The 7,286-nt window shown below is 76.6% G+C and carries 3 protein-coding genes; 2 read left to right on the top strand and 1 reads right to left on the bottom strand.

Features of this window, described 5'->3' with window-relative positions:
- Nucleotides 1-143: 143 nt before the first annotated feature.
- Together DEF28_RS24515 and DEF28_RS24510 are read left to right on the top strand one after the other, a co-directional pair.
- Nucleotides 144-3,692 (top strand): phosphotransferase, encoded by a 3,549-nt coding sequence (locus DEF28_RS24515; RefSeq protein WP_158562916.1) that lies wholly within the window; start codon nt 144-146, stop codon nt 3,690-3,692.
- Nucleotides 3,693-3,862: 170 nt separating this feature from the next.
- The gene (locus tag DEF28_RS24510) at nt 3,863-5,800 is read left to right on the top strand and encodes an acyl-CoA dehydrogenase family protein (RefSeq protein ID WP_199493503.1); all 1,938 of its coding nucleotides are present in this window, start codon (nt 3,863-3,865) and stop codon (nt 5,798-5,800) included.
- A 288-nt stretch (nt 5,801-6,088) separates the two neighbouring features.
- On the opposite strand, the gene DEF28_RS24505 is transcribed toward DEF28_RS24510, so the two are convergent.
- Nucleotides 6,089-7,015, bottom strand: coding sequence for a CPBP family intramembrane glutamic endopeptidase (locus DEF28_RS24505; RefSeq protein WP_114400637.1), 927 nt, complete (start codon nt 7,013-7,015; stop codon nt 6,089-6,091).
- Between the last annotated feature and the right edge of the window lie 271 nt (nt 7,016-7,286).

Genomic DNA, 7,286 nt, shown 5'->3' with positions numbered 1-7,286 from the left:
CCCCGGTGTTCTCCCGCCACCGGGGCGGGTCCCTACCGGAGGCGCGCCGTTACCATCATCTGACCGGTGGACGGGACGGGCCGGGGCGCCCCGCCGGGGGCCGCGAGGCCGACGTCCCGGGAGACCCCCTCGGGAGGACCGCGGTGACGGGTGGCATGGCCGGGGACAGCGCCGAGGGTCAGCTGGTCGCGGTCACGAGCAACAACTACGTCAACTACTTCCGTGTCAAGGACCGCTCCTCCGCGGGCCCCTCTCGCACGTGGCGGTTCCGGGCGCGGCGCCGGCGGCCGCAGTTCGACGTCACCGTCTTCTCCACCGGGGTGATCGCCTCGGCCGCCCAGGAACTGTCGGTGGCGGTGCCGGGACGGATGGACGCGCTGGGGCGGTGGTGGGAGCAGGTCGGCGGCGCGCTGCCCACGCTGGAGCGCGCACTGACCTGGACGGAGGCGCGCGACTCGCTGGCGGAGATCCACGGGCAGCTCTCCTCGGTGGGGTGCCACGCGCTGCCGAAGCACAACCGGCCGCCGCTGCGCGGCGCCGAGGGGCAGCGGATCCCGCCGCGGCCCGGGCAGGACGGTTGCGACTCGGTCGCGGCGATCCAGGCGCAGGTCATGACCACCGAGCGGGCGGCGGCGCACCTCGGGCAGCGGTATCCGGGGCTGCTCGCCGACCTCGGGTGCGCCACCGAGGAGGTGCTGCGCGGCGTCTGGCGCGACGTCGCACGGCTGCCCGTCCGCCCCACCGGGCTGACCCACCAGAACCTGCACCGCAACCACCTGCACCTCGGCGCCGCCGGGACCCTCGACGAGCCGCGGCTGCGGGCGTCGGGCTGGGAGTACGCGCGCTGCGCCGACCCGGTGAGCGACGCCGCCCGGACCGTCTACTTCTGGATGCGCGACGGCCGTGAGCCGCTGGTGGACGACCAGGGGCGGGCGACGTACCGCGCGCGCGTGCGCCACCTGCTCGCCCGCGGCCCGGTTGACCCCGCCGCGGTCCTGGACGAGGAGCTCGACATCCTGCTGCGCCAGCAGGTGGTGCACACGGCCTATGTGGACATCCTGCGCACCGCCGACAGCATCGCGACCGGGCGGTTCCTGGCCGGGCAGACGGCCGAGAGCATGCTGCGCGACCTCACCCGGCGGCTGGCCCAGCTCGGCCGCATGACGGGCCGGCCGGCGCTCCCCCCGCGGTCGGTGACCGCGCGGGTGCGGCGCGCGGTCGACGCCCGGCGCGGCGCCGCCGCGCGCGACGGCGGCGACCTGCGTGACGTCGACGACACGGCCCCCGCGGTGGACCTCGTCGGCCTGGCGCGCTACGTTCCCGACCCCGACGATCCCGAGTTCCAGCCCGCCCCCACCTGGTTCCGCTTCCCCGGGGCGGCCGCCGCGGTGCCGCCGCCCGCGGGCGCGGAGACCGACGCCGCCGTGCGCTCGGGGGACCAGCTCCTCCTGGACAGCCGGCACGTCCCCGCGGAGACGGCACCCGCTGCCGGGCTGCTCGTGGTCGTCCCCGACGACGCGCTGGCGCGCGCCGACCCGGCCATCCGCGAGCGGGCCCTGGTCGCGGCGGGCCGCCGGCTGCGGCGCGACACCGCCGGCGACCCCGACGCCTTCCCCGTCCTCGTGCCCCCGGCGGCGCGCGGCCCCGACGCGGCCGCCGCGGCGCTGCGGGACGCGGTGGACCGGGCCGGCTGCCTCCCCCGGTTCGCCGGCGCGGACCTGCCCGTCATGGCGGTGCGGGTCGGGCTGCCCGCCGCCGGCACGGTGACCCGGAGCTCGGCACTGGAGCGGGTGCCCCCGGCGGCCCTGCTCGACGTCACCGACGCGCTGTCCGACGGCGGACCCGCCGCCGGCCGGACGCCGGAGGAGCGGCTGCGCGCCCTGGCGCGCCTGACGCGGGCCGCGCAGCGCCTGCACCGGGTCGACGCGGCCATCGCCGAGCGCGTCCCCATCGACGGCGGCGGCCCGCTCGGCGCGCTGCGCGCCTCGCTGCCCCGCGGCCGGGCGATGACCGTCGCGTGCGAACGCGACGGGGACAGCTGGCAGGAGGCGGTGCTGTACCTGCCGCCCGCGGCCTCCTTCACCACCCGGCCGGCCCGGGTCCGCGTCGCCCATGTCCGCGACCAGCCCGCCGCCCCGCACCTCCTCGCCCCTCCGGACGGCGAACCGGTGCTCTTCCTGCGCCGGGACGCCAGCGCCGCGGCCACGCGCACGGTGACGATCCACGCCGCGGCGGCCATCGACGGCGCGCTGCACCGGGCCTTCCCGGACGCGATGCCGGGCAGCGTCGCCCTGGTGGGCGACGGAGGCGCCCGGAAGCCTGGCGACCACCTGCTGAGGCGCCCCAGCTGGTACCGCGGCAAGCCCTACACCCGTGTCGCGCAGCCGGGCGAGCGCGTGGTCGTGCACCAGCAGCTGCTCAACACCGTCGGCGGCCGGCCGGCCGCCGACGCGCAGGGCGGCTTCAACAAGGTGTACTTCCTGGACCTCCCGTGGCGGGACGTGGTGGTGAGCGTGCCCCGGCGCACGGCCAAGCACCGCGGCTCGGTCCTGGACCCGCGGATCTTCGTCAGTATCGACGACGTCCACGAGGCCGCGTGGTCGCAGGGTGTTCCGACCCCGCCGCTGACCGCCTACGACCAGGAGACCGACAGCTTCACCGTCGGGCGGGTGCACGGCCGTCCGCTCAACGCGCTGCTGCGGGCGAACCCGGGCCGCCAGCCCACGCGGGAGCAGGTCCGCGACGTCGTGGCCCTCGCGGCGCGCATCGGCGAGGTCGTCCTCGACCCCTCGCTGGAGACCGTTCCCGGCTACCCCGGCGCGGACGCGCCGGCGCTGCGCGAGCACGCCGGGCGGGAGCTGCTCGCCATCCACGCGACCGTGGCGGAGGAGCTGGGCCGCTGCGCCGAGGAGGGCGTCGCGGAGCCCTTCCGCCTCTACACGTCGCTGTTCCCGGCCGAGGCCCTGCACCGCTACGTCCGCTCGCTGTGGGGAGCCAACCGGCCCGCGCCCGTCGGGCTTCGCCACGGGGACCTGCACGGCGAGAACATGCTGGTGCCGGCCGACCCGGCCGCCTACGACGGCGCGCCGCTCGTCGCCATCGACTGGGGGCTGGCGCGTCCGCAGACCCTCGCGTTCGAGATCGGCCGCGCCTGCCACGTGCTGAGCGCCGACGCCGGCACGCGCCGCCTCTTCGAGCACGCCGTGGCCGGCGCCTACCCGCCGCGTTCACCGCAGGGCCGCCATATCGCCTCCGGGGAGTTCTCCGAGGAGCTGGGCCGCTGGACCGGCTACTTCGCCATGCGGACGGCGCTGGGCGAGATCCTGTACAGCGCGCAGGAGCTCGCCCGCACGCCGGCGGCCCAGTACGCCCTGCGCGCCCCCCGCATCGAGGAGGCGCTGCGGGTCCGGATGCTGCGCGGCGCCCGCCTGCTGGATCCCGGCCTGCCGGACTCCGGGGTGCGCCGCAGGCTGGCGCGGGCGCTGCGGGAGATGGCGGAGCGGTACCGGACGCTCGTCCCGCTGGACTCGGAGGTGACGTGGCCGTCCAGTGCCGCGCTCCCCAGCATCCATCCGTTCGGCGACTCCCCCGGCCTGCGGCGCTCGCCGCGCGGGCCGTATCCGGGCCCGCGTTCCGGACTTCCGCCGGGCCCCCGGCCCGGCTTCCCACCGCGGTCCCGGCCGTCGCGCTGACCCGCGCGTCCGGGGCACCGCACCGCCGCCGTGCCGCCACGAACGGCGACTCCCCGGTAGCCGTCCGTGACAAGTCCCACAGCGTGCCTTCGGTTGATCACCCCGCACGCGCTCCGCGCAGCCAATTGAATCCGTAGGACCACGCACCGAAGGCGAAGGAGACCGGCGCCATGGACCACGGGCCGATGCGCGAACCACACTTCCGGGACGAGCCCACCGAGGACCCGCGGAGAGCCCCCGGCTCCCCGGTAGCCCCGACGACCGTCCCGGGACTGAAACGCGTCCTCTTCGGCCCAACGGCGGAGTACGACCGGGAGCACCGCCCCTGGCGCGCCCTCCTCGCGACCGAGCCGTTCCGCGCACGGGCGGTCCCGGACGGCGCCGACCGCGTGGCGCTGTCCTACCAGCGCCTCCACCTGCTCAACGACGACCTGGACTCGGCGCTGGAGCTCGCCGCCGACCCCGCCCGGCTGGCGAGCCTGCACGAGTGGACGGCGCCGGTGGACAGCGGCCTCACCACGATCGCCGGTATCCACTACAACCTGTTCCTGGGCAGCCTGCTCGACCATGACCGCCAGCCCGGGCGCGAGCTGGGCGACTACCTGGCGCTGCGGCGCGTCGGCACGTTCCTGTGCACGGAACTCGACCACGGCAACGACGCCGGCGCGCTGCGGACGACCGCGACCTACGACCCGGCGGCCGACGGCTTCGTCCTGCACACCCCCGACCCCGGCGCGCGCAAGTTCATGCCCAACACGGGCGGGTACGGCGGCCCGAAGACGGGGCTCGTGGCGGCGCGGCTGGTCGTCGACGGCGACGACCACGGGGTGTTCCTCTTCCTGACCCCGCTGACCGACGCCTCCGGTCCGCTGCCCGGCGTCACCGTGCGGCCCCTGACGGAGAAGTACGGCAGTCCGGTCGACCACTGCCTCACGTCCTTCGAGCACGTCCGGCTGCCGCGGCACGCCATGCTGGCCGGCGAGCACGGGCGGCTGGGAGCGGACGGCGTCCTCACCAGCGCGGTCGGCAACCGGCGCCGGCGGTTCCTCCGCTCCATCGACCGCGTCACCACGGGCAAGCTCTGCATGAGCGCCGCCACGCTGGGCGCCGTGCGCGCGGCGCTCGCCATCGCGGTCCGCTACTCCCACCACCGCGGTATCAGCGGGGCGCGCGGCGGTACGCGGGTGCCGGTCTTCGCGCACCGCAGCCACCACGGGCCGCTGGTGAGCGCACTGGCCGCCAGCTACGCGATGACGCTGCTGCACCGCGAGACCGTGCGGATGTTCCGGGTCCGCCCCGCCGACGCCCGGGGGCGGGAGCGGGCCGAGCGCATGGCGGCCGTGGCCAAGGGCTGGGTCACCTGGAACGGGCGGCGCATCCTGATCGAGTGCCGGGAGCGCTGCGGGGCGCGGGCGCTGTTCCCCGCCAACCGGCTCGCGACGCTGTGCGCCGACTCCGAGGGACCGATCACCGCCGAGGGCGACAACCTCGCCGTCTGGGTGAAGGCCGGCGCCGAGATGCTCCTCGACCACGACAGCGCACCGCCCTCGGACGCCCCCGCCGGCCGGCCGCTCACCGACCCCGGCTTCCTGGGCGACCTCCTCGCCTCGGTCGAGCGCGTCCACCTGCACCGGGCGCGGCGGCGCCTGCGGCAGGCACCGCCCGGGGATCCCCTGGGGCGCTGGAACGCCGCCGCCCCGCACGCGCTGCGGGCGGTGGCGGCCTTCGCCCAGCGCCGCGCCGGCGAGGCCCTGCTGGGCGCCGCCCGCACCGCGGAGCCGGACACCGGGCCCCTGCTCCTCGACCTGTACCGGCTGTTCGCGCTGGAGCGGATCGGCGAGCACGCCGGCGACCTGCTCGCCGAGGGCCGCCTGACCGGCGACCAGACCACCGCGCTCCCCGACGCCGTGGAGGAGCTCATCGCGTCCCTGGCCGGGCAGGCGCTGACCCTGGTCGAGGCGTTCGACCTCCCGGAGGAGGTTCTGGCCGACGTTCCCATCGCCGGTCCCCGGATCCACGCGGGGCTGGTCGCCTCCGACACCCGCCCGCCGCGCCGGTTCCCGCTCGACGTCCCGCGCGCCGAACGCCCGGCCGCGCTGACGCGCTAGCGGCCGCGGGCCGCCGCACGCCGGCGGCGCCGCGGCCCCCTCCAGGGGTAAGGGACCGGCGGCCTCCCCGGCCGTCCGCGGCGTCAAGCGGCCCCGGGAGTCCACCGGCTCCGGGGAGGTCGCCGAGGAGGGGTACACCCGCTCTGGACCCGCGGCCGCGCCGGCCTCGTGGCGGGCCGCCGGCATGGAGACGGGGCCCGGCTTCCCCGCCCCCGGGGCGGTTCAACGCCCCGGGTGCCGGCGGGTCCGGCCGGCCGCGCCGCCCGCTCGCGCGGGGCCCCCGGCCGGTCAGCGGCCGAACACCAGCGCGTTGTAGATGACCGGATGCATCACCGCGACGACGCTGACGCAGGCGTGCAGCAGGAAGTTCAGCCACAGGTTGCGGTAGCGCGTCCAGAGGTAGCCGAACAGCACGCCGGCCGTGCCCTGGACCGCGATCGCCATGGCCAGGTCCACCACCAGGCTGTGGTAGGCGTCGGTGCCCACGAGGCTGGCCACCGCGTACACCCCTGCCGACACGACGATGCCCGGCCACCGGCCCAGCAGGTACTCCAGGCGGGTCTGCAGCAGCGCGCGGAAGAAGACCTCCTCCAGCAGCGCCGCCGTCACCAGGGCGAGCGCCAGCCGGGCGAACAGCGTGTAGGAGTTGGGCAGCGTCCCCGGAGAGGGCGCCGGCGTGGTCCAGGGGATCAGGACCGCGATGTAGACGTAGCCGACGACCGCCAGGACGCCCGCCCAGCGCCAGCCCCACGGCACCCGGGTCCCGCGCTGGAGGACGTCGGGCTGGCTGGAGGCGCCCATCACCCCGGAGCGGCCGGTCAGCATGATCGGCAGCAGGAGCAGGAACAGCACCTTGGACGTGTGGTAGGCGAGCGCCCGCAGCTGCGGATCGACGAGGTCGTAGGCGCCGTAGAGGACCAGGTCGCCGACGAAGAACGCGGCGACGCAGCCGAGCAGCGCCCATACCTCGCGCCTGGCCCGCCGGCCGCGCAGCATGTCGGCCGGGGCGGTGCCGTCCGGCGTGCGCCACGGCGCCACGCGGATGAGCAGCAGTCCCAGCAGGACCGGCAACCAGAACGACCAGAGCTGCCCCGACGCGTAGTCCTCGCTGCGCTGGATGAGGACGTGACCCGTGGCGAAGAGGAATGCCACCGCCGCGAGAAACACCAGTAGTCCCGCGACGAGCAGCCTCCGCCCGACCGTGGCCCGCACCATCGGCTTCCTCCCGTGGAGTCCCGGCCCACCGCCCCCGACCAGCGGAGGAACCCCCATTCGTGTAACGGCGGCGGGGCCCGCAATGATCCGTGCCGGGCCGGCCGGTCTACCGCGCGGACGCGGAGGCCGGCCCGGCTGCGGGCCACCGCCGGTCCGGGACGGCCGCCACCGCCCGGACCCGCCGTACTGGGGGTGCACGTGGAGGTGGGTGAAGTCGGGGTGAGACATCGGCGACCTCGGGCCCGTGGTGCTGGGGCCGTGTCCGGCGGGT

The organism is Marinitenerispora sediminis, assembly GCF_003336425.1.
In the GTDB taxonomy this organism is placed as follows: Bacteria; Actinomycetota; Actinomycetes; order Streptosporangiales; family Streptosporangiaceae; genus Marinitenerispora; species Marinitenerispora sediminis.
The sequence above is the reverse complement of the archived record's forward strand: the minus strand, read 5'-3'. Positions and strand labels throughout refer to the sequence as shown.